The sequence below is a fragment of the Streptomyces sp. NPDC001770 genome, from assembly GCF_053596135.1.
Genome location: NZ_JBSFFN010000050.1, coordinates 15,393 through 41,137 on the forward strand (window position 1 = coordinate 15,393; position 25,745 = coordinate 41,137).

At 73.9% G+C, this 25,745-nt stretch carries 1 protein-coding gene; it reads right to left on the reverse strand.

Annotated features, from left to right (window positions below; genetic code table 11):
• Window positions 1-14: 14 nt before the first annotated feature.
• Window positions 15-25,691 carry a scabin-related ADP-ribosyltransferase gene (locus ACWCSV_RS31185; protein WP_451147986.1) on the reverse strand — a complete coding sequence of 8,559 codons (25,677 nt, stop codon included), beginning with the start codon at window positions 25,689-25,691 and terminating at the stop codon, window positions 15-17.
• Between the last annotated feature and the right edge of the window lie 54 nt (window positions 25,692-25,745).

A 25,745-nucleotide genomic window follows, 5' to 3' on the forward strand; every position in this document is an offset into this window, starting at 1 on the left:
GGAACCGGGCCGCGTCACCCGTCCCTGTGGCGCGGCTCCCTCACCGCCCAGTCGCCGCCGTGGCCGGGCGCGTCGGGGCGGTCCCGGTAGGTGATGCGGGTCGCACCGTCCTCGCCGGTGTGGAGGTCCACCGGGCGGGCGGTCGCCCAGACCCGCCGTCCCGTCCGGTCGGCGAGGCGTTGGGCCAGCTCCGGGCCGCTCTCGCCGCCCTCCCCGGAGAGCAGGACCAGGGAACTGTCGCGGCCGATGCCCGCGAAGGCGGAGCCGTCCGCCGGGAGGGTCGCGGCCGTGCCGCCGGCGAGCCCGTCCGGTCCGCCGGCCGTTCCCCCGGGCAGCGCCACCAGATACGGGGTGGCGACCTCCTCGAAGGCCCAGGCGGGTTCCGCCATGTCGCCCGGGTCGGCGACCCCCGGGGCACCCTCGGCGTGCTCGAAGACCTCGTACGGCACCATGCCGCCCCCGTCGGCGGCGGCCACCCGGACGTACCGGATCCGGCCGGAGGGTTCGGGCCAGTAGTGGGATACCCACCCGTCCGGTTCGACGACATCGGCACGGACCGGGACGTCCAGTTCGTGCGCGATGCCCTGGATCAGGCGCTCGACCGACTCGGCCGCGGACGGGACGACGCCCGGGAACCGCAACGGTGCCGCCCCCTCGCCGATCATCGCCCGGCGGGCCTCTCCGACCTCCCGGATCACGGTGGCACCGAGGCCGTCCCCGACGACGCCGTCCTCGGGGCGCGCGGACCGGCCGTCCAGCAACCGCTGGTACCGCTCGAGAAGTTCGGGTGCCGGACGGTCGGGAGTCACGGCCCGGGACTCGGCCAGATCCGTCCGCAGGGTGTCGACCGCCCACCCCAGCACCTCACGGTCGGCCAGCTCGGCCAGGCGTGCCCGGTCCAGGGTGACCACGGCCGCTTCGAGCGGGCCGTTCGCCCCGGCCGTGTTCCGGGACATCGGCGTACGGGCCACGGTTCCCGCCGCACGCGCGGCCACGGCTGCGGACCGTATCCGGCGGGCCAGTGACTGGTGCAGCCGGCCCGCGGTCATTCCGGGCTCGCCGGCCGCCTGCGCCAGCGGGTCGATCACGTCGAACCGGGGCGCGCGGGTCAGCCTCTCCCAGTCCCCGTCCGGGGTCTCCGGGAGGGGCTCCTGGGCCATCCTGGCCCGGAGTTCGCCGACCTCCGCCTCGAACAGCTCCGCGTAGACGTCGCCGCTGAAGGCGTCACCGCGCAGGCTCCGCGTCTCGGCCCGGACTCCCGGCAGTCTCTTCGTGACGAGCTCGGCCTCCAGCCGGTAGCGGCCGCGCAGCCGGACCAGGAGGACCGGGCCCTGCTGCTTGATGTGCTGCTCGCGCCGGTAGTTCTCGGTGCCCGCCTCCGCCGTACCGCTGCCGGTGGCCCGCGACGCACTCGTGTCACCGGCGCCGGTGTACGGGGGGAAGGCGTGGCCCTGCGCCGACTGCGCGGGGTCATGGGGGTGCAGGGTGCCCGAACCGGAGACGCCCGCACCGGCGGAGGCGCGCCAGTTGTCGTTCCCGGAGCTCGCCGTCGTTCCGCTCTGGTGCTTGGTGTAGCGGCCGGTTCCGGTGCCCTGGACCGGCCCGAGGACCTCCAGGCCGAACAGGTCTCCGCGCAGGTGGAGTCTGGCGTGCGCGGACGAGTTGCCCGGTACGAACAGCATGTCGGTGAGCAGATGGCTGCGGCCGGCCGATGCCTCGATGAGGTGGTTGGTCAGGTGCTCCCGGCTCATCAACTGGCGGATGCCGAGGTTGGTACGGGTCCTGGCTCCGTCGGCCCGGGGTCCGAACAGCCGGGTCATCAGCTCGAGGGCGGTGGGCAGTCCGTCGTCGAGCATGGTGCCGGTGATGAACGTGTCGCCGGGCAGTTCGGGCAGCGGACGCGGATCGCGTGGTTCCGCGGCGGCGTCGGAGGCGCGGAACTCGCCCAGGCCGCGCGGCACCTGCAGCTCGATCGAGCCCGGAACGCTGATGACGGCAGGGGTGGAGCGGGTGGCGTCCAGGCCGCGGTACCAACCGGCCAGCAGGTTGTTCAACGGCCGTCCGGCTTCGTCGAGCCGGCTGACTTCGGCGGTCAGGGTGTGTCCCATACGGACCAGGTAGGTGTCGTTCCAGCCGTAGGCGGTCTGCTCGGTGGTGGCGGTCTCGGCGCGGGTGACGCCCTGGTGGCGTGCTTCGCCGACCGCGACACTGCCGCTGCCCGAGCCGTTCGCCGCGCCACCGCCGAACTTGCCGGCGGTCAGCCCCACCGCGGTGTCCCGGGAGGAGCCGGCGGTGGTGCTCACGTAGCCGTGCCCGTACACCTCCACACCGGTCCGGGGGCGGTAGCCGAAGACCTCCGGGTCGGAGTCCAGCGTGTCGGTCAGCTTGATCTCGACGATGTCGGAGAGCAGCCAGCCGATCGGGTTGACCAGGTAGAACGTGTGCCCGTTGGGCGACAGCAGGTCGTCCCACATGGCCAGGTCGCGGCCCTCCGCCAGCAGTGACTGCAGGACGTTCACCGAACCCTGCAGACGTCCGATCCGGCGGCCGTCGCCGGTCCACAGCTCGGGCTGCGCGGCCAGCAGGCCCGGCGCGACCCGGTCGACCTGTTCCCGCACGATGTCGTAGGTGGAGCGGTAGCCCCGCTCGAAGCTGACCGCGTGCACCCCGCTGTGGCCCAGGAACCGGCCGCCGGGGTCACGGCGGGTCAGGTAGTCGGGAAGCGCGGCGCCCGGGAAGGCCCCGCCCTCGGTTTCCCGCAGGTCCAGCCCGAAGCGGGCGTTGAAAGCGTCCCGGATCCGCCGGTCCGCCACGGGCAGGGCGCCGTTTCCGTGCAGCCGTGCCAGCAGCTCGGCCAGCTCGCGGCGGGTCGCGGTGAGCCCTCCGAGGGCGTCGGCCGCCGCCTGGCCGGCCTCGGTGTACGGCAGGGGACCGTCCGGGTCCGGTACGTCCTGCGTCCAGCGCGACAGCACGCCCGCGACGCTGTCCCCGCTGAGCCGGGCCTGCCCCGCGTGCCAGCGGTTCAGCACCTCGACGAGCTGCTCGTCGGAGATCGGCACGGTGCCCCGGGCGTACTGCTCCAGCGCCTCGGGCTCGGCCAGCAGGTACAGCATGGTGCGGCCGTCGACCCGCCCGCTGTGCGAACCGTACGAGTCGGGCAGGAGCTTGGCGTGCTTCTCCAGACGGCCGTGCACCTGGTAGTCCACCGCGGTGCGGAAGAGGTACGCCCGGCTGAAGCTGAGCTTGATCTCCTCCTTGGCGCCCGTCCGTCCCGAGCCGGCCGACCGGTTCCACTGGCGGCTCCAGGAGGCGTCGGCCCCGCCCTGGACCGAGCCCTCGCCGTCCGGGGTGGCGCCACCGAGGGTGAGGTCGGCCGGTATCGCCCTGACGCCGCGTGAGCTGCTGGCGGTGCTGTTGGTCTGGCTCATCCACAGCGTGATGGCGCCCAGCACGAAGGGGTCCTGGGTGACGCCCGCGAAGGAGGACGGTCCCATGTCCCCGCTGATGTCCACCGCGCCGTGGGTGTCCCGGAAGAAGCCGCTGGAGAAGAACTGGTCGGTGGTGTACCGGTGGTTCAGGATCTCCTTCAGGTGGGCCCTCACCTGCGTGGTTCCGGTGAAGGAGGCCAGCTCCTGGACAGCCCCGCCCTGCGGTCCGGCGACCAGCTCGCCCAGGGCCCGCGCGGCCGCGCCGTGGAGCCCGGAGGCGTCCACGTGGTAGACCACCGCGCGGTCGAGCACGGCGGACGGGGTCCTGCCCGCCGCGGGGACGACGGGCGCCGGCTGTTCGTCGAACGGAGGCACGTAGGCGATGGCCTCCTGCCGGCTCAACCGGATCGGGCGCGGGTCGCGGGCGCCGGGCCGGAGCCGTCCGGCGAGACCGCTGTGCTGCAGTTCCAGGGTGACGGTGTAGTCGCTGAACAGCGTGAACCGCCGCAGGACGCCGGCGAGTTCCAGCAGTTCTGGACGGTTGTTGAGGAACGACACGGCGTCGGTGCGGCCCTCCGAGACACTGGCTTCGACTCCGGTCGACGCTCCCCTGAGCTGGTGGAACAGGGCCTTGAAGCGGAGGCCGAACGCCAGTTTGCGGGCGTCACCGGCGGCGATCCCCGCGGTGTCCATGCCCATCGCGAGGTTGACCGCGGCCATTTCCTCGGTGGTGCCCTCGAAACGCGGTTCGACGCCCTCGGACGCCCGGGCCCGGAGGGTGATCCGCACGGAGTCGACGTCGTAGTCGATTCCGAGGGCTCCCCGGGGCAGGTCCATGACGAGCTGGAGTCCCGGCTCCTGGTGCAACTGGTCCCAGAACGACTCGATTCCACGCGGCGAGAGGAACTTCCTGAGCTCGTCCTGGTTCTTCAGCCGGGCGTCGAGGGCACCGGCGTTCGACCACCAGCGGCCCCCGGTCAGCGGCACACCGGCGTCCGGTGGCAGGAAACCGAACGGGCGCAGCGCCCCGGCCACCTGTCCGTACAGCTCCCGCACCGTCTCGTCACGGACCTCGACCAGGCCCATGCCGATCCCGCGTCCTTCGCGGACGAACGAGGGTGCGTCCATGTGCTCGGGGTCCCCGGGTCGGCGCCCGATGCCCTGGACCAGGTCCGGGGCGTAGCGCACGAGGCGGCCGTCCGGGCCGTCGTGGAGGGCCACGGTGCGCTCGGACGGGTCCGGTGTGCGGCCGGCCGCCCGTTCCGCGGCGGTGACCGGGGTGGCGCGCAGCGCCTTCTCGTCCACCGACAGGCCGTACCGGATGGCCTCACGTTCCGTCACGCGCACCAGGCCCTCGCCGGTCACTTCGGGCGTGCTGACCGGCTCGTGGCCGCGTACCGCCGATACGGCGCTGTGGCTGAGTTCCAGCAGGTACGCGTTGGTGCGGCCGATGTTGCGCGGCACCACGACCCACAGGCCGGTGCGGGCGGCACTGACCGTGTTCGAGTTGGACCAGGTCAGGGCGAGGGAGGCGCTGACGCCGAGGCCGAGGCCCGGGTCCTGGAACGGCAGCGGGAACAGGTTGAGTTCGACCGGCAGGCTGAGCGTGGTGGAGTTGTAGACGGTGTGGCTGCCTCCGGTGCCGTCGATCGCCGTACGGACGTTCTCGATGGGCGCCTTGTCGCTGGTGGTACCCACCCGGACGGCCCGCCGGGCCCGCTTGGTGTGCACCCGGACGGTCGCGACCGGACTGCCGTGCTCGTCGTGCAGGGAGAAGGGGTAGCCCTGGTCCGGATCGAGGGCGGCGTCCAGGTGCGACTCCAGGTTCCACAGCTTCTGCAGCAGCTCCTCGCGGGGGACGCTGCCGACCGGGAGAGCCAGTCCCTGCTCCCGTACGGCCGCGGTGATCCGGTCGAACAGGGCGGGCAGGCCGGTGAGGCCGGTCGCGTGGTACACGGCGGGCAGCCGGTGCTCCAGTCCGCCGGTGTCGACGGCGGTGACCTGCCCGGGTGCCCGGTCCAGGTAGTGCTCGGGCAGGTAGAGGAGCAGCCGCCGGTCGTCCGTGGTCTCCACCGGGGTGGGGGCCGCCGCGGCCCATTCCTGGTCCGCGGCGGTGCGGATCCGCACCGTCCAGTGCGCCTGGTAGGCGAGCATCCGGGAGTCGCTCTTGGCGAGCAGCACATGGCCGCCCTCGGCGTCGCCGACCCAGTTGGTCGAGCGCCGTGACGCGTTGGCCGTACCGGAGATCCCGACGCCCGCCCTGAGCACCTGGAACACGCCGGGGGCGACACCGATGCCGTACGACATCGAGAGCGCACCGCGGGTCGCACCGGTCGGGCCCGCGTGGGTACGGACGAACGCACCGGTCAGGAAGGCGGAGTTGATCGCCTCGTTGGCGTGGAACCGGCGCTCGGCCGCGTCCCCGGACACCAGGGGCAGCGGTCCCTCCGGGTCCTTCGGTCCCTCCGGATCCTTTGGCTCTTCCGGCTCTTCCAGCTCTTCCGGGATGGTCTCCAGCACCGTGCGGCCGTCGTAGAGGCCGGCCGGGTCGCGGACCTCGCGCGGGTCCCGGGGGTCGAGGGTGATCAGCGCCTCCACGCCGCCCAGCGGGACCATCAGCCCGTCCACCGCGTCGCCGGTCTTCGGCACCAGGTAGCGGTAGTTGCTCAGCAGACGCTGCGGCAGGCCGTCCCACACGGACTGCGGCACGCTGCGCCCGGCCTGCTCCACCAGGTGGCGCAGCGTCCGGATCACCTCGGGCAGGTGGGGCAGACCGGCCCGGGGGATGCCGGTGGTGCGGGCCGCCGGGTCCACCGCGACCGGCTCGCCCCACGGGGAGACGAACACCGGCCCGAGCACGGGCGCGGGCGCGGGCTGCGGGGTCTCCGGTCCCGGCGCGGGGCTGACGGCCGGCTGCGGCTCCGGGGCCCGCGGTCCCGGTACGGGCGGCTGCTCGCCGGTCCGCGCGGGCTCCTCCCACGGGTCGGTGCTCCGCGTCCCGAAGAGCGGTACGCCGTCCCGGTGTTCGGCGTCGAAGAGCCGGAAACCCGGCTCGCGGCCGTTGCGGCCCCCGGCGGGGGCGGCCTCGCCGAGGGTGCCGGCGGCCGGGTCGAGGGCCATGCCGTGGGCGCTGGCGATGACCGGCGTGCCCAGGGCCTCGGCCAGCTCGGCGGCGTACCGGTCCGCGCCCGCTCCGATCAGCAAGGGGGACCGTCCTGGCACGGTGGCGTTGAGCAGTGCCACCATCGCGTCGGTGCGCACCGGCAGGCCGTTCACGGTCAGCCGGCCGTCGCCGTCCTGCTCCCCCAGAACCAGGACCGCTTCCTGCGGTACGAGACGGGGCAGCCGTTCCATCGCCTGCGGGCTGATGCCCAGCTCCCCCGCGGTGGCGCCGGGAAGCGCGACGGCGAGCTGCCGGTCCTCGTGCCACACGGTCCGCGACCGTTCCATGAGGAGCTCGACCGCCGGACCCTCGACCGCCCCGGCCGCTGCCCCGGCCGCCGGCCCGGCTGTCGGATCGGCGGTCGAATCGGCGGTGGGCCCGGCAGTCGGATCGGCAGTCGGATCGGCAGCCGGTTCGGCCATTGCCGGGCCGAACAGGTCCGGCAGCAGGTCCGCCAGTCCCCCGGCCAGGGTCCCGTCGGGGTCGAGGGGCAGCATGCCGACCAGCCCGTCCGGCACCGACACGCGCAGGGTGCGCGTCGGCCCCTGGAAGACCACGTCGAGCCCGAGGCCGTAGTAGTCGAACCGGCGGCTGGACTCCTGGTTCTTCTCGTCGACCTGGCTGATCTCGCCGCTGCGGTCCTCGCCCGTACCGGTCCCGAACTCCCCGGGGAACCGTTCGACCAGGTGGTCCTCCCCGTGCTCGCCGGCGTTGCCTCCCGCCTCCGGGCCGAGTTCGAACTCCCAGCCGCGGAAGCGCCCGCTCGACGTCTCGGGCGCGTCGTCGTGCTGCTGGTAGCGCCGGGCCTTGAAGGCGGCTCCCTTCGCCAGGACGCGTGCCCCGGTGAGCTCGAAGCGGACCGAGACCTCGCGGTCGCCCACCGGGAGGCGGTAACCGCCTTCCAGCAGCTGGTCGATGCGGGGGCGCAGCACGTTGCCCGAGGTGCGGAGGTCGTAGCTCTGCCCCGCCGGGGTGGTGAAGTCGATGCCGGGCACCTCCCAGACGCCGTCCCGTCCGAGGTCGGGAGCGGTTCGGGAGGGATCGGCGGCGAGCTTGGCCCACCTCTGCACGGCGGCGGCCGCCGGGACGTCCCACGGGTGGAAGTGGTCGGTGAACGCCTTCGGCAGCGGCGTGACCTCGCCGGGGTCCGTCTCCCACCTCGGCCCGGTCCCGTAGGAGGTGGGGGCGACCGGGGCCACCGGGGCGGCTGCCGCCTCGGTCGTCAGGTGGGTCGGCACCAGCAGTCGGACGGTGCCCCAGGACTGCTGCGCGGAACCGTCGTCGTACCAGTCCCACCGCTTCCCGTACCAGAGCCGCGCGGCGCCGGCCTCACGGCCGAGCAGGGCCCCCATGCCCGTGAGCGTCCGCCGCAGGCCTCGGGAGGCGGCCGCGAGGATCTCGGGCAGTTCCGAGGTCCGGCCGAGCTCGACCCGGAACCTGACCCGGTGTTCGAACTCCTCCGAGGTGTCCCTGGTGGTGCCCCGGTGGATGTCGAGGACGGTCCGGCTGTCCTTCTGGGCGTCCTCCCGGCCGGCGCGGTACTCGGCGGCCATGCCCACGCCGCCGTACCCGTTGCCGGAGCCCACCCGGCCGCGGGCGACCGCGCCGCCGCCGCCGTACGTCGACACGGACCGCTCGGTGCTCTCGCCGGACAGGCCCTCGCCGCGCAGGGTGAGTCTGACCTCGGGCCGCCGGCGGTGGCTGTGCGCGGGTTCGACCTCGCTGACGGTGACCCGCACCACGAGGTAGTCGGTGCCGCCGCCGAAGCGCGGCAGCGGGAACACCCGCCACCGGTCCTTGCCGCCCACCAGGCCGGTGAACTCGGTCTGCAGGTTCTCGGAGGAGAGGAACGCCTTCAGCTGACGGGACAGCAGGTCGGGACGGAGGTCGTCGCCGCGCAGGATTCCACGGCGGCGCAGCCGGTCGACGACGCCCGGCAGGACCCCGTCGGCCCGGAGCACCTCCGGGTGCGCGGCGGTGGCGAGCAGGCCGGAGTCGAGGTGGGCGCGGGGAGCGGGGTCCTCGTCGACGGGGGCCAGCAGTCCCAGGTCCTCGGCCTTGCGCCGCGCGGCCAGCAGTTCCAGGGCGCCGGTGGTGGACGAGGTACCGACGGCCTCCCTGCGGTCCTTGCCCTGCCAGGACACCGCGGTCGCCTCGACGGTGGCGTCCAGCAGGATGCGCCAGGCCCCGTCGTAGGTCGACCGGCTGATCTCCACGCTGCCGAACTCGGTGCCCCGGCCGGACGTCCACGAGCGGCCGAACTCCGCCTCCGCGAGGACGGTGATCCTGCCGGTCACGCCACCGTTGTGGTCGTCGCCCAGCCGTGCCTGGGGGCCCACCCCGCCCGACACTCCGATGCCGGACTCCCGCGACAGCTCGGCTCCGGCGGAGGACTTCGCCTGGAGGTAGTGCTCCAGCTCCACGCGGTCGGCCGCCTGCGGCAGTCGTCCGGGCCGGGGCACGCTCAGGCTGAGTCGTATCTCCTGTTTGCGGCCCTGCCGGGTGCTCAGGGGCATCGTCCAGCCGTCGGGGCCGGTCAGCTCCGCGAAGTGGGCGTCGAGGGCGCGCGGGCTGGTCAGGTGGAGCAGTTCGGACGGCCAGTGCGCGGGGTTGCGGGCCCAGTCGGGCGGCAGCTGGTTCACCTCGGCGTAGAGCTCCGCGACCAGCCGGGTGAGTTGCGGCATGGCGGCGAAGGCCGGGTACAGACCGGCGGTGCCGGCCCCGTGGAAGTCGAGCCGGGGCGAGCCGTCCGTGGGCCGGGGCCCCTTGGCCACGGTGCTCCCGTGCATCGCGGCCACCTCGTCCGCGGTCACCTGGGCGGCGGGCACGTGCTCGTGGGAGACGGCCACCTCGGCGGTGGTGCTTCCGTCCTCGCCGAGGTACGTGGTGGTGTCGTCGATCCCGGTCTGCCAGATCACCTTGTAGAGGCTCAGATCGACCGGGCCGGCGGTCTCCATGCGGTTGTAGGACTTGTTGCTGCCGGAGAGTTCCTGGGTGGTGCCGCGGCCGTGACTGCCGTGCACGCGGACGCCGCCGGCCTGGAGCCGCATGACCTCGCCCAGGGACACCCGGGCGCCGCCGCCGAGGGACGCCTCGCCCGTCCAGCGGGTGCCGCGGTGGCTGGTGAAGGTCTGTCCGGACGTGGTCCGCGCGTTCAGCGTCATGGTGCCGTCCGCCGCGGCGCTGTCCAGCCGCTCCCGCAGGTGCGCGCGGACGGAGAGCCGCACCTTCTTTCCGCCCAGGGTCACTTCGTGGCTGTAACCGTGCATCAGCTGCGCCAGGTCGGTGACCAGGGCCGGCACCCCGAAGAAGACGTTCAGCTCCCGGTCGACCGACGACCAGTCGGCGCGCCCGGCTCCCGGCCGCGCCGCGAGGTTCCCGAGCTCGGTCCTGAAGTGCTCCCCGACCCGCTCGGCCCCGGGCAGGGAGAGCAGCACGGCGAAGCCCGGGCCCCGGCGGGCTGCCAGGTGCAGCGGCTCGCCGGGCAGGGGCGGCAGCGTCTCGTCCAGTTCCGCCGGCCGGGCGTCGGGCGTGACGGCGGAAGCCTTCGGCAGCACCCCGGCGAGGCGGAGCAGCCTGCGGACGTTCGGCTGCTCCCGCACCGGTACGGGTCGCGGGAGCGGCCGGGCGACCGTGCCCACCGACCGCTCGAACTGCCGGGCGGCCCGCCCGTCGGCGCCCACCGGTACTCCGACCTCACCGGCGACCCGGGCCCGCACGCTCCCGAGCGACGGGTGGCTGGTGGAGGCGAAGTCGACTTCCATCTCCACCGCGACGTCGTAACGGGCGTGGTCCCGCTGCTCGTTGAGCACGTAGTGGTTGACCGCCTGGGTGGTCAACGACATCCCGGTGGACCGGGACGGGTGGTACGACACGCCGAGGAAGGGTGCGACGCCCTTGCCGCTCCCGGAGGACGGGCCGCTCTGCCCTACGGCGAGGCCGGTGCCCTCGGTGTCGGTGAAGTCGTTTCCGAAGCCGTCGGTGAGACCGAACATGTTGAAGCCGACTCCGTAGACGGCCGAGCTCACCACGTCCCGGGAGACCGCGGCGGACAGGCCGGAGCCGAGGTCGTCACGGACCTTGGCTCCCGGGGTGACCCCGACCATCTCCGCGGAGACGATCCGCAGCCGCACGGTGGGGTGACCCGAGAAGGACGGGGCGAGCGGCGCCCGCCTGCGCCCGGCCGCCACTCCGCCCGCGGCCCAGACCCCCTCGCTGATCCCCCTGACCGTGTCCGGGTCCAGGCCACGGGCCTGCAGTGCGGCTCCCAGGGTGGGGCCCACCCGCTCGCGCAGGCCCCGGACACCGGGGAATCCGTGAGTGGCGTGCACCTGTTCGACGGCCGTCTGCACCATCCGGCCGATCTCCTCGACGGCGGCGTGCGCCAGACCGGCGGCCTGCGCCTCGGCCCGCAGCGCCTTGTCGATCGCGGCACGGACCGCACGGAGCGCGGTGGGCCCCCGCCGCACGGTGGCCGCACCCGCGGAGATACGCATGCCGACGTCACCGTTGCTCAGCCACCAATGGCTGCGGTTGCGCGCGCTCTGCTCGTTGACCAGGCCCTGGGTCCGGCGGACGACGTCGGCGACCGTCGTGGCGTCCAGGCCGACCGCCAGCAGGTCCCGCTGCAGCGCGGCGACGACCGGGCCGGGGTCGAGCGCGTTGAGTACCAGCCGGGGCGGGGCGGTCCGGCGGGCGGTCCCGTCGTCTCCCGTCGGGGAGACGGCGAGGCTCCCGGGCGGGGCCGTACGGCTCGCGGTGTACGCGGTGGGGACGGACACGCCCATGGCCACGGGCACGGTCACGTCGGAGGGGTGCTCGAAGCCGTCCACGTACACCCGGAAGCCCAGGTCGGCCTCGAAGCGGGTGGAGCTGTCGACGAACAGTTTGCGCCCGCTGACGACGTTGCGGCCCCAGCCGACGGTGCTCTTCCGGGACACCGAGGCACCGAAGAACGGCAGGCCGGGCACGACCGCGGACGCCGCGGCGGAGGCGAGGCTGAAGGCGCTGAACAGCCGGGAGTCCCACCCGAAGCTGCGGCTCCGCTCCGAGGTTCCGGAGGCCTTCGTCGAGGCGAAGCCGACCTCGTACGCGCGCACCGGCCGCTCCGGCTCCCCCGTCTCCGGTTCGGGTCGCACCTGGCGCAGGGCCGGCCGGATCCACACCAGCCGGCCGTTGCTGACGAGCAGCCGGCCCTTGAGCAGAAGCTCCTTCCACTCCTTGGGCTCGGTGGTCCGCAGCATGCTCCGGAGTGCGGCCCGGATGTCGTCGCGCAGCTCCGGGACCGGCACGGCGCCGGCGATCGCGTTCAACTCGTCGGCGGGATCGTCGACCGGCCGGGGAGCGCGGGTCACGGTCAGCTCGCCGAGGGCTCCCCGGTCGAGGTACCACGGGTGCTGGGCGGCGGCGGTGTCCTCCTCCGGTCGTACGGGATCGGGCAGGAAGGTCCCGTCCGGCGCGGCCCCCGGCTGTACGGGTCCGGGCTCGGCCGACTCGGGCAGGCCGGGCCGGCCGGGCTCGGGCTGCTCGGGGAACGCCTCCGGTGCGGGGACGCCCGGAAGCGGGTCCGGTGCGGAGGTCCCGGCGGCGGCACCGTCCGGGCCGCTCTCCAGGGGCGGACGGTGCTGCCGGGCGTGCGGGGCGGCGCTGCGGGGACCGGTCACGGCCGGGGAGCCCGTCGCGGACGGGTCGGCGACGGGACCCGCCTCCGTGGGGGCCGGTGCCGCAGGAGCATCCGCGTCCGCGGGCCGCGCCGGGCCTCCGGCGGGAGGCGGTACCGGCCCCGGGACCGGGCCGCCACCCGGGGAGTCCCCGTCTCCCGGGCCGTCCGGGCCTTCCGGGTCGTCGTCCGGGTCCGTTCCGTCGGCCACGTCCAGGTCGAGGAAGCGCTGCCGTTCGGCGAGCGGCACGTAGAGGGTCATCGCCTCGCCGGTGACGGTGTGCACCACGTCCCGGACGGGCCTGCGCATGAAGTCGAGGAGCCGCGCGGGGCCGGTCCCGTGGTCCACCGGGAGGACGTTCTCCGCGTGCCATTCCAGATGCCACTGGATCTCGCCTGCGTGCAGCCGGGCGAACTCCAGGCCGCTCGCCTTCTCGCCGGTCTCCGCCATGAGGCGGTCCCCGGACGTCTCGGCTCCCCGCCGGGTCTGGGTCTGGCCGACCAGGCCGAGGCCCTCGAACAGGTTGTGCGAGCCGGCCGACGAGGCCCCGGGCGGTGCTCCGTCCAGCTGCTGCGTGATGCGGGCGGACGCGGTCGCACGCCAGGCGGGCGCGGAGTCCTGGTCGCCCCACGCCTTGGTCGCCGCGCGGTTGATCCTCCTGCGGCCCCTGTTGGTGAGGACCACGTCGGAGTGCTGGAACCCGGTCACGTGCGCGGTCACCCGGAGCGTGCCGGTGACGTCGAACGTGGCGCCGGGGATCGTCAGCTGGTGTTCGACGCCGCCCTGGAGTGCCTGCCAGATCCACTGGCTCAGATAGGCGTCGCTGAAGACCGTCTCGATGCGGCTCCGCAGCGCGAAGAGCCCGCCCTGCCAGGAGTTGGCCGCCGGGGAGACACCGTCCAGCGGGTGCCGTCCCACGAACAGTGACTCGGCCGCCTCGCGCAGGCCGCGCAGGTCGCCGAGACTGCCGAGCACCGCTTCCCGCAGGAGACCGGGTGTGAAGCGCACACCGAACGGCCTCGTCGCGGGGGCGTGGTGCGTCGCGGAGGACCGCTCGACCGGGGAGGTGGGAGCCGCCTCGGCGATCTCCCGGGGATAGGCCAGCCGGAGCCCGGGCAGGGCCTTGGGGCCGATGGACAGCCGGCGCGAGCGGCCCATGACCGGCCCGGCCGCCGGGGCGATCGGTCCGAGCAGCGACCCGGCACCGGGAAGACCGCTCGTCACCGCCGACGAGAGCCTCACCGTGACGTCGACGTTCAGGGTGTGGTCGCTCTGGAGCAGGACCTCCCTGTTCCGCAGGGTGACCAGCTCCCAGTTCTCGTCCCGGCGGGACTGCCGGTTCCGGTCGGCGAGGGTCCCCGCGAGGGTCCCGGTGGTGATGGCGTCGCGGTTGAGGTTGAACGGCGAGGTGGTCGCGGCCGTGTGGGTGCCGGTGACCTGCCCGGATGCCGTGGAAACCGACTGCAGCGCACGGTGTGCCGTCTCGATCAGGACGTTGGCCCGGTCCGCGAGGTACCGGGCCGCCGTCGGGCTCGCCGGGCTCGGCTCGCCCAGGCTGGCCCGGAAGGTGATCTCCATCATCGCGGTGGTGACCGGGGACCGGTACGGCACCGCGATCGTCACGCCGGTCAGCATGGCCCGCAGCAGGGCCGCGGCACCGGTCGGCGAGGACACCAGCCGCAGAGGACCGGCCGCGGCCTCCGCGTACGAGCGGCCCAGCTCCCGTTCCAGTACCGGCATGACCTCGTCGCGCACGAACCGGCCCAGGTCGGGGACCTGGCGTGCGAAGGCAAGGTCCAGACCGTCGTTGCGCAGGACGCTCGACGGGGGGTAGATCCGTTCGAGCGCGGAGTCCGGCCGCGTGGGCGCGGCGGGGGCCTGCGGATGATCGGCCGGCAGCAGACCGAGACGGACGGCTTCGTCGGCCGCCGTGAGCAGGATCCCCGGCACGGTCACCTGCCGGGACACGCTGCGCCGGCCGTGCCGGCCCGTGTGCAGGGCGTTCTCCACCCGTCGCGGCAGCGGCGTGTCCGCCCACCGGGCGACCTCGAAGTCCAGACGGACGGCGGTCCGGGCCACGACGTGGTCGATCAGTGTGATGGCGATGGAGTCAGCCCGGCCACTGCGCTCGGAGGAGCCGGTGGCGGGAGCGTCCCAGCCGAAGCGGACGCCGGGGGCGACGCGCACCGAATCGCGGCTCCCGGCCGCGATCATCCCCTCGATCCCGCCTCCGGCGGCCAGCTGACGGTTGCTCGCCGTGGTGCTCCGGCCCACCCGGGCCGTTTCGCCGGAGACGCCGAACACGAACGAGTTGCCGCTGGCGCCGAGGGAGGTCGCCTCCTCGATCGTGGCCCGCAGGCTCACCGACGCCCGCTGGATGCCGCCCCACCAGGTGAGCCCCAGTGAGTTCGCCGACTCCCAGAGGGTGTGGTGGGCCCCTGCGAAGTCCCGGAGCCGCGCGGGAAGACCGTGGAGCAGGGCGCGCAGCGCCGCGTGGTCGGTCGGGTCCAGCCTGCTCACGCCGAGTTCGGCCAGCGCCTCTTCCACGGCCGCCAGCGTCTTGCCGACACCGATCATGTGCAGGGACTCGTGGGGCGCCCAGGAGTCCGGCTCAGGCCGCCAGGTCAAGCCGCCGGCGACCGCCTCCCGGGCCGCCCTGCGCACACCGCCGGTGGGCTCGTGGACGGTCTCGACGTTGGGAACCCACTCCACGCGGTCGTCCCCGAGCTGTTCCTGGAGGAGGTCCTCCGGGGCGATCAGGCGGGTCGTCACCGTCACCGGCTCGCTCTCCAGCACCCGCTGACGCGGGGGGCCTGCTGCGGGGGCCGAGACGGGCAGCCTGCCCTCGGTGTCCTCGTCCAGCGGGTAGCTACCGGGCATCGCGAGTACGTCGGTGTCCGGCCCGGCGGCGGTGGTGTCCCGCGCACCGGCGGGCGCCGGGCCCGGGCGCAGGTCCTGCCGCACGCTCACCCGGAAGGCGACGGGTCCGACGAACTCGGCCATCCACTCCTGGACGACGCCGGTGGTGCGGCGTGCCACGACTCCGCTGTGCTCCACGGAGCTGCGCGTCATGTTCCAGCCGCCGGTGGCGTTGCCCCACAGCCCGGAGAGGTTGCCCAGGGGCCGCCTGGTCCCGGCGGAGAAGTCGCCGCCCAGGCCCAGCACCGTCGACCGGTCCGTCGCCATGGACAGGTCGTTGAAGGCCTGTTGGAAGGACTCCATCTCCCCCTGCAGGCTCCGCTGGTAGCGGAAGCCTGCGGGGTCGAACGTCGCGTGGACGGTCACCAGGACCTGCTCGGGCCCGAAGGGGGTGCTCTTGGTCAGCACCACGGTGTGCCCGCCACTGATCATGGCGTGGAGCAACTGGGGGATGCCTTCCGGGCCCAGGGCGCCGACCAGCTTGGTGTGGTTTCCGAACTGCTCCAGATCGTCCCGGGTGGTCGGCCACAGCACCTGGGTCTCGCCCGCCTGCGCGAGGTCCGCGGCCACCGGCAGGTGGGCGGGTGGCAGATAGCCGTCGAAGTGGGAGCGCACCAGGTCCAGCGCGTCGACGAGCACGTCGTTCACGCCCCTGGCGTCCAGATCGCCGACCCAGAAGGTCAGCGGCAGCCAGTCGGTGAAGACCTCGGGGATGACCAGCCGGCGTGCGGACGTCCGGCCCAGCCGTTCGGTGTCGTGGCCGTGGCCGTCGTCGTGCGCGCCCTGTGCGTCGTGCGGCTGCGCCAGGCCCAGCGACGGCAGGTCCGCGGTGAGCACCCGCAGCTGGACCGTGACGGGTGCCGTCGACCGCTTGCCGCGGGCCGACTCGGCCGTCACCTGGCCGGTCAGCCGGACCAGGGAGGTCTCCTCGTGGGTGAGGTTGACCTTCTGGCCCAGTGAGGCGCCCGTGCTCTGGCCCGGCCGGGTGTAGCCCACCGAACGGTTCCCGGAGAGGGCCAGGCCCGCCCTGACCTGGGCCACCTCCCCCAGGTTCAGCGCGCCGCTGCCGGAGTAGCCGAGATCCAGCCGGTCCCGGCCGGTGACCGCCGTGCCGGCGAAGGCGATGTACGCGTCCTCCACCTCCAGGTGGGAGAAGCGGTCGCTCGCCACGACCACCTCGGGATCGGCGAACACCGCGCGGAGCGTGACGCTGTCGCGCGTGCGGCCGTCGAAGACGACCGGCGACTGGAAGGCGCCGCTGGCCGCGTCGTGCAGGCCGGTGAGGAGGCTCTGGACGGCGGCGAACGCGCTCAGTTCGGCGGAGGACTCCGACCCGGGTGCCGTCAGGGCGGGGTCCACGACGTCGAAGACGGCCCGGCGCACCGCGTCCGCGCCGGACACCACTTCGATCCGGGACAGACGGGGGATGGCCACCGCCCTGGCCACCAGGTCCGGCGGGACCGGGACGTCGACCGGGCGCCACGGCCGGTCTCCACCGTCCGCGGTGCCACTGCTGGTGTCGTCGGCGCCGGTGCCCGCGGACTCTCCGGCGGTCGGCTCGGGGGCTTCGCCGCCGGACTCGGAGCCCTCGTCGAGGGCGATGACGTCCCCCGGCAGATCGGCGAAGAGCGCGGCCGTGGAGGCCTCCTGTCCGCCCGTCCGGCCGGCCCACGCCTGGGAGGTCGTACGGGACGTACCGTCCTCGGGGCGCGGCAGCGACCTCGTCACCTCGCGGCTGTACCGGATGAGCAGGGCGTGCTCGACCACGTCGTGCCGTCGCTGGGTCTTCGCCCCCCGGCGCCGGACGGTGACCGCGAGGCCGACGTCGGTGAGGAAGTCCACCCCCCGGTAGGACGTGCCCTTGCTGCCGCGGGAACTGAGAGCCGTCGTCCCGGCCGTGGTGGTGCTGGTCGCGGCGTGCGCCGACCACACCCCGCGCATGGCGCCACCCAGGGAGCTGAGCAGTCCTCCGACGACGGAGAGGCCCTGGGAGATGGTGGACTCCTGGTCCAGTGCCCTCGTGGTGGAGCGCGCCGACACCGTTGTCGAACGACGGTCCGTGACGAGCTGCGGCCGGACCTCCCGGGCCACCCCGGGCCGCCTCTGGAGGTGCCCGAAGTCCCTTTCTTCGAGCAGCAGTTCACCACGCGGATCGGTCGCCTGGATCCAGTCGCCGAGGCGGATGCCGATCGACAGCTCGAAGGCGTCCCCGCCCCGGCCGACCTGGATGACGAGTGCGTCTCCGGCCGCCTGACGGAGGCTGTGCGGCAGTCGCACGGGCGACAGCTGTTCGTCGAGCGCCCGCAGGGCCTGCGCCCGCAGACGCTCCGGGAGCGCGTCGGCCACCTGGATGCGCAGCAACCGGAGAACGTCCGGGTTCACCAGTTCCATGCTCTCGGCGCCGATGGCCGGCCGGAAGCCGGCGGTCGTCGCATAGGCGGGCGGGGCGAAGACGAGCTCCTGGTCGGCCAGGTCCTGACGCTGGTCCTTGTTCAGCGTCTCGCCGGATGCGGGTGCGGGCGCGGGCGGTGAGGTGACCGGACCCACGCCGCCGGGCCCATGGCCACCGGGCCCGGTGTCGTCGGGTCCGTCGTCGTCGGGTCCGTCGTCGTCGGGTCCGTCGTCGTCGGGCCGGTCGTCGTCGGGTCCGCTGTCGTCGGGTCCGCTGTCGTCGGGTCCGTCGTCGTCGGGTCCGGTGTCGCCGTTCTGGTCCTCGCCGGACGGGGTGTCGCCGGACTGGTCCTCGCCGGGCGGGGTGTCGCCCGACGGGATGTCACCGGACGGGGTGTCGCCGGGCGGGGTGTCGCCCGACGGGATGTCACCGGACGGGGTGTCGCCGGGCCGGGCGGGGCCTTGGCCCTCCGTCTCCGTCGGCGTCGGCGTCGCGCCGTCGTGCGGCCCGGCCGGAAGGAGTTCCAGGTCCTCGGTGTCCGTACTCACCACGGGCGCGGCGGGACGCCCCACGGCGGGGGTCCACCTGCCGTGGTCGAGCAGCACCGCGGAAGTGGGCCGCCCGTTGCCATCCGCCGCACCAGCGTCTTGAGGCCGCCGGGTGGCCCGAGGAGTCCGCGTGGTCTTCTGAGACGTCTGAGGGGTGGACCCCTGAGACGTCTGAGGCGTCACTGTCACCGGACGCGGCGCCTCTGCCGTCCCCGCACCCGCCCCGGCCGGCACCAGGTCCGGTCGGCGCAGGACCCTGGTCGCCACGGCGACCGCGGCCCGTCCCACGGCAGGGTTCCACGCGCCGCCCGCGTGCAGCGCCAGTCGCGCCCGGTCCAGCGGGGGCAGGGCGGACGCCGCGAGTACACGGCTCAGGGTCGCCTGGGCCTGCAGGCGGGCGGAGAGCACGACACCGGCGGCCTTCAGCTCCCAGAGGGTGAACGCCTTGTCCCCGGGGAACGCGTCCAGCTCCTCGGTGACGTCCTCCGCCGTGACCTGCTGGGCGAGCCAGGTCCGTACGGCCTGGTCCGACGACAGGCCCTCGCGCTTCAGGAAGCCCGGAACGGTCCGCTCCACGGCTTCGGACAGTTCCTGCGCGGAGCCCACGGTCAGGACCCCCGTGGGCGGCTCGTCCACTCCCTCCAGGAACTCCTGCAGGCCGCCGTACATCGCGTCCTCGGCCCGGACCGCCGCCACCGGGTTGGCCCGGCCGTCCAGCGGTCCGGCGGGCTCCGCCCCGTACAGCCGCGTCAGCAGCGGAGCCAGCGCGGGCACGTTCTCCCGCACCCACTCGGGCCCGTTGTTGCGCGGCCCGTCGGTCCGGGGGTCGTGGCCGTGGTTGGTCCCCAGGTGGGCGTTGGTGAGCTGGGCGAAGAACTCCCGCTCGTCGACGGAGGAGTAGTTCTGGTGGACGTCCGTGCGTCCCTCGGGGTCGGTGCGCCAGGCGTAGCGGGCGCCGTCCGGCCACCGCGCCGCCATCAGTTCGACGGGGACGCCGCTTTCCCACTCCTCCGCGTCCTCGGCGAGGAGTTCCTCGTAGGTCCGGGTGATGAGCCGGCGGTCGTCCGCCCCGAGGTTGTGGTGCAGGAGGTGCGCCACCTCGTGGGTGAACGACGAGTAGCCGTCGGCGTAGTGCTCCTCGGGTCCGACGGAGGTCCGCTCGCCGAGGAGGTTCTCCTCGCCGACCCCGGCGGTCATGCCTTCGTGGGCGCCCCGGACTTGGTTCCAGTCCACGGAGTGCCGATGCTCGCCGGCTCCGTCCAGGAAGTGCCGGAACGCCGAGGTCTCGGTCAGCCGGGCGTCCTTGGGCAGCACCAGCACCCGGGCGCCGCCGGTCAGCAGCCGTGCGGTGAGGCCCGCGTCCCGGAGCATGCGGGCCAGCTGCCGCTCGGCCTCCTGACGTGCCGACGCGGGGCGGGAGACGTCTTCCGGGACGTCGACCATCAGCCGTGCGGCCGTCCGTGCGAACTCCTCCGGTCGCAGGCTCGCCTGAAGATCCAGGACCAGGGACTGCTGCGCGGCCAGCCAGCGCCGCTGCCCGTACGGCAGGGGCATCAGCAGCTCGGCCCGCGCGTGCTCCGTCATCCCGGGCAGGGTGGTCAGCAGCGTCTCGGCGTCCTCGGGCCGGACCGCCACGGGTACGGCCGGTGCCGCCTCCGTCGTTGACGTGGTGCCGGTCTCCTGCTGCTGACCGTTCCGCTGCCCCGGGCCGGGTGCGGCGGACCTGGCGGCGGAGGTGGAGGCCGGCGTCTGGACAGGGTTCTCCGCGTACAACGCATCGAGCAGGGCGCGGAACTCCGCGTCCGTCTCCCGGGGGCGGCCGTCCGACAGTCGTACGAGGTCCTGGACCAGGTCCCTGTTGAACGGCCTGGGACGTCCGACGCGCCGGGAGGCCTCCAGGTTGAGGCGCGCGAGACGGGCCAGGTGGCGCAGCCTCTTCGGCTCCCTCGCCCCCATGCCGTGAAGATCCAGGTCGGCGCGGAGCACCTGGACCATGGATCGCCGGTCGTCGGCGGTGACCGGTTGCTGGGCGGGCAGCAGGCCACTGGCGTGGACGAGCCGGTCCAGATCCGCACCGCGCGGTTCGGGAAGAGCGACCTTCCAGGTGCGGTGCTCACCGGTCTGCGCGTCGTCGGCGACCGCGAGCCACGGCTCCTCCCCGACGAGGACCACCCGGTTGTCGGCGCCGAAGACGGTCTGCTCCAACTCGTTCGACAGGTCCTGGACGAAGGTCGCCGTCTCTGCCGGGCCCTTCCGAGGAGCGGCGGTCCAGCAGACGAGGTTGACGAGAGGACGTTCGGCGGTGGACTGCATGCGGGAGCCGGTGAACGACCTGCGCCGTCGCAGGAGACGGCCCGTCTGCTCCCCGGAGAAGCGGGCGAATCGGCCGTCCGTGGTGAGCAGGTGAACATGGCCGGACCGTCCGTGTGCGAGCAGGACGTAGGGGCGCTGGTCCTGCCCCGACCACGGCACGGTGTCGAGCCCGTTGGGCCGGTAGCCACCCGGTGTGGACGTCAGGTGCTGGAACACCTGGGTACGCAGCGCCGGCGGCATCGTGTTCTCGGCCAAGTCGGCGTACTGCTGTTGCAGCATGGACCAGTACCCGGCGAAGCCGCCTTCCTCGTCCGCGAGCGCCCGCAGCACCAGTTGGTCCGGCTCGAACTCCTCCCCGTCCACGGAGGTGATCGTCCCGGGCACCGGCACCGGCTCCTCGACACCCCTGGTCAGAGTCAGCCACTGCCCGGTCACCAGGCCCGGTTCGACCGGCACTCCGATGCGTACCGGTCCGTCCGACCCGTCCTGGTAGAGCATCGCGCGTCCGGTGTGGCCCCAGACGCTGCGGCCCAGGGCATCGCGCACCGCGCGCAGCAGACTCAGGTTCCCGGAAAGCGCCTCGGGTACCAGCATGAGGACCGGTACGTCCGGTTCCTGGTGCACCAGATCCACGTCGGAGGCCAGCAGCTCGGCGAACTGACCGAACGTCAGCTCTTGTACGCCCTCCGACTCCCGTGCGACCACCCTGATCCGGTCCGAGGTGCCGGGCACCAGGTCCGCATGCACCAGGTACGGCGACTGCCGGAGTGCAGGCAGTCCGAGCGGGTCGCCGACCGGGCTGAATTCCTCCGGGACGTCGGTCCGCGTCAGCATCCGGTAGGCCGTCGGCGTCTCCGCCACCCACGGAGTCTGCCACTGGTCCGTGAAGTCGCGTCCCACCGGTTCCGCGCCGAACGTGATGGCGGACGACCGCACCTGGCCGACCGACAACACACCAGCGGCTCGCGGCTGTTCCCCCGGTCCGGACGGGGCCCCGCGCAGTGGAGTGCCCGTACCGGCCGCCGCGGAAGGGTCGTAGGAGGGGTTGGGGACGAAGTACACCGCCTCGGCGTAGACACCGGTCTCCGGGTCCATCCGTACGCCTTCGGCCACCTCGACGCCCACGATGAACTCGGGCCGGATCCCGCCCGGGAAGGCGACTTCCTCCTCCAGTGCGGCGAGCTCCGACACCGGCAACGTCGCCCGCACGTCCACGCCACCGGGTGCGTCGATCACGTACCGCAGGTCGGTGCCCCATTCGGGGTGTTGCGCGGTCTCCGCACGGGTCGTACTGACCCAGACGGAGGGCGTGTTGGCGTCCTTGTACTCGGCGAGCGTCGGGACGTCCGTTCCTCTCGGGGTGAGCCCGTCGCGGAAGACGTCCTCGTACGTGCTCCACCCGCGGTCGCGCTCCCACCGGAACAGCAGGCTGCGGTCCGTCCGGTACCTGATCGGCTCCGCACCGCCCGAACGCAGGCGGGCGGGAGCCACCGGGACGACCGGTGCGGCGGCCCAGTCGGTGACCGGACGGCGGCTGTGTGTCCGTCGTCCGGGCCACGGCATGGCCGCCAGGTGGCCGCTTTCCCCGTCGACTTCGACGTTGTGCCGTGCGAACCACTCCAGGATCTCGGTGACATCGGCTTCCGGTGCCCCCTCCCCCTCGTCCGGTTCCGTGGAGACGATCTCCGGGCGTTCCAGCCGTACCACGGCGGAGCGGCGTCGCTCCTGCTCGCTGCCGGGCAGCACCGTGCGCGGGGGGAGTTCCCGCCCGGCCGACACCACCCGTACGACCGGGCCGCCGTCCCGTCCGCCGGCTCCGGACCGCCGGAGGGCGGCCGGGATCGCCTCGGCCAGTAGGTCCGCCACCGCCTGGGCGCGCTGGAGGCCCGTCGCCTCCGCGTTGCGTCCGTTGCCGTGGCCGGTGACCACGACCGAGGGGAGCGTTCCGTCGCCGTGCTCGTGCCAGGCCCGCAGTTCCCTCACCAGGCGCTGCGCGTGAGCCAGGAGAAGCTGCCGCTGTGCCCCGCCGAGCGTCTTGGACTTCTCGTCGAACGCCACCCCGGTGTCGGGGGCCGCGTTGTGCGCGAGGAAGGCCCGCAGGCTGTAGGGGTCGGTGTAGGGCCGGCGCGGCGCGTTCGCGTGCGGGGCGCCCCGCAGACCGCCGGCGCCGTCCCCGGCCGTCATCGCCGGCGGCACCTCGACGGCCTCCGCGCCGGAGTCCCGCGGTTCCGGCTCCCGCTGCCCGGTGAGTTCCATGGCGTCGTGGAACGCCTCGTGGACGGCGTTGTCCGCGGCGGTCGCCGTCACCGGGTTGGCCGGGGCGTCGTGCGTCGCGCCGGGGTCCTCGCCGTAGAGCCGTCGCAGCAGCGGGAGCAGCTCCCGGTCCCGGGCGTTGCGGTGCGCGTAGTCGGCACCGTTCTCCCGGGGGCGGCCGGTGGCCTCGTCCGTACCGTGGTTGGTTCCCAGGTACGCGTTGGTCAACTGGGCGAAGTACTCGTCGGGGCTGGTGGAGGCGTAGTTGTCCACCTCGCGGCCGGCCAGGTCCCGTCGTACGCCGTCGGGCCACGGTTCGGAGCTGCCCAGGGCGCGCTTGGTCCGCCACACCCGGTCGATGAGCGCGCGGTCCGGTTCCGGCAGGGCGTCGTGGACGAGGTGGGCCAGCTCGTGGGTGACGCTGGAGTAGCCGTCGGCCATGTGCGGCGCGGCGCCGGGCACCGTGGTGGCCTCGCCGAGGAGGTTCTCCTCCGGGATCGCCGCGGTGAGTTCCCCGTTGGTGGCTCCGCGCAGGTGGGCGTAGCGGCGGCCGAACTCGTCGAAGCCGCTGCGGGAGCCCTGGAAGCCGCCGAGGGCGGTCAGCGGGGTGTCCTGGGGCAGCACCATGACCGCCGCGCCGCCCGTGAGCAGCGTCGCGGCCACGTCCTCGTCCAGCATCGCCCTGGTCACCTGGGCGTACGCCTCGCGCCTGGCGGAGGCGGGGCGGGCGACGCCGTCCGGGACCACCACCAGCAGACGCGCCGCGACGCGGGCGAAGGCCGGCCGGTCGAGGGTGCCTGCCGCGACGGCGGAGGTGAGCCCGTCGACGAAGCGGGCGTCGCGGGCCAGCCACCGCCGGTGTCCGGACGGCATGTACTCCAGGTTCTCCAGCAGCTCGGCCGGCGGAATCCTCAGGAGCGCGTCCACGAAGGCGCCCGGGTCCGCCGGTGCGGCGGGCACCGGCGGCTCCACCAGCCGGGAGCCGGGAAGGTCCGGCCCCAGGGTGGTGCCCCGCGTGGGCCCACTGCCCGGCACCGGGGGGTCCGCCCGCAGGGCCCCCATCAGGGCCTCCAGGGTGGCCGGTCGTTCAGTGACGATCTTGTCGAACAGGTGGAGGATCGCCTCGTGCGGCACCGCCCGTCGGGCGTCCCAGCCGTAGGCCGCACGCACCATGCTCTCCACGAAGTTCTTGCTGAACGCCGGGGGAGCCGCCTCCAGCCGGACGACGTCCTCGTACAGGCGGGCCAGGACGGCGACGCTCCGGATCGTCGGCTGAGCGGCCGACCCCGGGGCCTGCAGGTCCCGCATCAACCGCATCACGCGCAGCATGAGCATGCGGTCGTCGGAGGTCGCCGGACGACCGGGGGGCAGCAGCCCCGTGTCCACGGCGAATGCGTCGAGCTGGGACGCCCGGGCGCCGGTGACGGCGACCTGCCAGCTGCCCCGCGCTCCGTCCGGACCGGCGACGAGACCGACCGAGGCGGACGGGTCCGCACCGCTCAGAAGCACCTTGCTGGTGGCGCCGAAGACCATGCGTGACGACGCGTTGGCGACGCCCTGGATGAAAGTGGCGCCTTCCTGTCGGGTGGCGGGAGCGGCCGCCCAGCAATTCAGGGCGACCACCGGGCCGTCGGGGAACAGCTCTCCGAACGACCGGCGCCTCCGCAGCAGCGCGCCCACCTCTGCCCCGGAGAAGTTGACCTCGCGACCGTCGGCGACCTGCAGGACGGCCATTCCGGGGTTGCCGTGGGAGACCAGCAGGTACGGGTCGAGCCCCGACCAGACGACAGGCTCGCCGACCTGGACGGCCCAGCTGTCCGTGGTGAGCCTGACGGCGTGCATGGACTCCGTGGCAGACGCCACGGCACCGAGCTTCCCCTCGCGGCCGGTGGCGAACCCCTGCTGCCGCGCCGACCAGTGCCCGGCCAACCGGCCGTCGGTGTCCGCGAACGGCCGCAGCAGTACCTCGGCATCGTCGAACACCTCGCCGTCCACGGAGACGGTCCGCCCCGGTGGCACCGGTGCCGCCCGTCCGGAGTCGCGCGGCAGAGTGATCCACTGTCCGGTGATCCGGACGGCGTCGCGGAGCACACCGAGGCCCAACTGTCCCCGGGGCGCTTCGGGGAACAGCACCGCACGTCCGGTGTGCCCCCACACCTGACGGCCTGCCGCGTCACGCACCGCGCGCAGCAGCCCCAGGTCCCGGAACGACGCACCCGGAACCAGCACCAGCACCGGCACGTCCGCGCCCAGCCCCCACAGCTGCGGATCCGAGGCCACCACCCCGGCGAACTCGTCGAACGTCAGTCGGCGTGCCTCACCCGAAGCGCCGTCGAGGACCTGGATCAGGTCCTGGGCCCCCAGGGCGAGCTCCGCGTGCACCACGTAAGGACGTCGCCCGGTCCGCCACGGCACCGTACCGGGGTCGCCGACCGGGGTGAGGGTGTCCGGTCCGGCGGTCTCCTCCAGCATCCGGTACGTCTGCGGCGTCACGGTCAGTGCCGGAGCCTCCCAGCGGCCGGTGAAGTCCCGTCCCACCACGTCCGGCCAGGACCGGATCGGGGAGGAGCGCACCTGGTCGACGGTGAGCGCGGCGGCGCCCGTCGCGGTCGCACCCGGCACGGTCTGCCCCGGCCCGGGCGGCGCACCGCGCACGCCCGAGCCCCGCCGGCCTCCGGCGCTGCCTTTCCGCTGCTGCTTCGTACGCGCACCGGCGCCGGCCGTCTGGCCCGAACCGGAGGCGGTGCTCTCGGCCACCCGGCGGGCGTCGGCCTGCGCGACGAGGTCCTGGGAGGCGAGGAGCGCCGGGGTGTCCTCGGCCGCTTCCAGGGGGAGGGGTCCGGAGACGTACGTGCTGCCGTTGCCGTCCCACCGGTAGGCGTTGCCCTGCCGCGACGAACTCAGCCCGTAGGCCAGGAGATCCACCCGGCCGTCCGCGCCGAGCACGTAGGCGAACGACACACCGCCGCTGCCGCCGTCCAGATGCGCGTGGAGCGCCTGGTTCGCACCGAACACCCGCTCGCGGGGGCGGCTGCCGCCCCCGGCCAGCGCGGCCAGCACCCGGCGCCG